Raw genomic sequence first — 2,171 nt, 5'->3', positions numbered from 1 at the left:
CTTCGTCGAACCGGAACACGGCAGCCTCCCGAGCATCTGGATCACCGTGGCCAGCTCATCGACACTCGCCTCGCCAAGATCGAATTCGACACCATTCGACAGGCGCACATGTAACGAGAGCGCCATCGACGACGTGTCCGGTGGCAGTACAGGGGAAACGGCCGGCACTGCCGATGGCGCAGTGACGACAGGAACAAATGCCTGCGCTTCACCCACCGGAACACGACGTGCTGAACCCGGGATGTCGATCGATACGCCGTCGATCACCAGCGGGTCCGGCCTCGTCGGGGTTTGCAGCGTATGCTGCTGATGGCGCGAGATCCAGCGACGCAACTGGTTCGGATTGACGTCATGGTCCATGGCCGCCCGGGCGATCGATACCCCCGGCCTCAGGCAAAACTCGACCAGCTCCCGCACGGCATCTTCATCAAATTCCCGCCGGCCATCCCGTCTGCGGCCAACCACCAGTCTGCTTCGAAGGTCCTGTTTCTCTGTCATCACGGTCTGAGTGCATGTGTCCACGCGGACACTTAGCATCTGACCTTCTGCCTACCATTGGTAGGGCGTCGTTTATTGACGGCTTACAATCAAGTCCCCTGGAGCGGTGAAATCGGAGCCGTGTCAGCCTAATCACTAGAAGCGATGAGTTGTTCCTGACGCATCCGACGACCCGCCGAGTCGATACATCGTTCAGTTTCCGATTTGCTAAAAGCCATGACAGTGCAAGAACCGAAGGTTCAGCGTACCGCGGAGCCGTTGTACGACAAAGATTTGCCAACGACCCCGTGTATTACGCTCGATAACGTGATCAGTTTGATCGCAAGGCATGGCGTTGAAATCCCGGAAGGCGAGGCCAAGCAGATTGAAGATTTTGTCGCAAGACGGATCAGTAGCTTGCCGATGGCTCGGTTCAACCGTGGATTGCCCCTGACCCCGGTAATGGAATTTCTTTATCGTCGCTGGTTTGCCGCGACTCGCCTGCATTGGGAACTGATGGAGCACGCAGAGCGAAGCCCGAAGTGGAGAAACTGGAGCGTGACTGGGCAGCCCGTTCGTCTAGACGTCGAAGGTAGAACGCGGGCTATGGCCATGCTGGAGCGCATGATTGCTTATAACCAGGATCGATTCAATGATTTTCTGTCTGGACGAAAATCGCTTACCCAACAGTCGGTTATTGACGACTCTGCGGCGTTTGACGCTGCAGATCGGAAGTGGTTGAGCTGTCTTGGTTTTGAGACAGAGGAAATACTCGGATTCTTCCGTGCGGCCCCGGCCGCAAATGAAGTGGTGGATCAGCCATCCGAATCGGATCCAAGCCTGACGGATAAATCTATCCCCAATGTCGAGGTAAGCGTCACTCGGGAGATGGTGGCTGGCGACGTGGGGGTGGCCGAGGTGATTCGAAAGTCTTCGCGACTGAAGCAACGGCGAAACGAACTGGACGATCCAATTGATAAGGCCGTTGCATCCACGGGCTCTTATAACACCTCAACAGTCTGGCAGGCTCTAAGAGAACTCGCTCTGAATGAAGAGCGGCCTTTCACTGGACAGACGGATCACGACGGCGCTTTGCTGTATTCGAAAGACCGGTATTCGACAGACAAGAAGGCCTGTAGATCGTCAACTACTTTGGCCGGTCGAGCGTCAATTACCTTGGCCGGTTGGATGGGGTAATTGTCGTTAGTCAGGTTTCTGTAATTGTCGTTTCCTCCTGTTCGGTTTCGGGTAATTGTCGCCGCCGCGGACGCTTGTTGTCGCTGGCATTGCGACGGCGGTAGCTTTCGACGTTCAGTTCAAAGATGGTGGAGTGATGCACCAGCCGGTCAATCGCGGCGACCGTCATCGACGGATCGGGGAACACGTCGTTCCAGCCCGAGAACGGCTGATTGGCCGTGATCAGCAGACTGCGACGCTCGTACCGCTCGGCAATCAGCTCGAACAGCACGCTCGTTTCGGCCTGGTCCTTGCGCACGTACGATAGGTCATCGAGGATGATCAGGTCGAAGCGGTCCAGCTTGCCGAGCATCGAGGGCAGTTGGAGATTTTGGCGAGCGGCCTGCAGCTTCTGCACGAGCTCGCTGGTGCGCGTGAACAGCACGCGGTAGCCGGCGTCGATGAGGGCATGGCCGATGGCGGAACCGAGATGCGTCTTGCCTCCGCCCGGTGGCCCG

Annotated in this window: 3 protein-coding genes; 1 reads left to right on the top strand and 2 read right to left on the bottom strand. The window is 57.3% G+C overall.

Going from position 1 to position 2,171, the window contains the following annotated elements:
* Positions 1-537 (bottom strand): transposase (locus AC3IFE_RS00660; RefSeq protein WP_489189271.1); only part of this gene is annotated, 537 nt, incomplete at its 3' end.
* Positions 538-756: 219 nt separating this feature from the next.
* Between AC3IFE_RS00660 and AC3IFE_RS00655 the strand changes: the two genes are divergently transcribed.
* A complete protein-coding gene (locus AC3IFE_RS00655; protein ID WP_489189270.1) occupies positions 757-1,674 on the top strand; it encodes a hypothetical protein in 918 nt (305 codons plus the stop codon).
* A 10-nt stretch (positions 1,675-1,684) separates the two neighbouring features.
* Here the strand turns inward: AC3IFE_RS00655 and AC3IFE_RS00650 are convergent.
* Positions 1,685-2,171: ATP-binding protein (locus AC3IFE_RS00650; RefSeq protein ID WP_489189269.1), on the bottom strand; the 487-nt coding region annotated here is incomplete at its 5' end.

Source organism: Burkholderia sp. APQ4-4ca (genome assembly GCF_057837105.1).
Note: the sequence above shows the minus strand (reverse complement) of the source record. Positions and strands in the feature narration are given on the sequence as shown.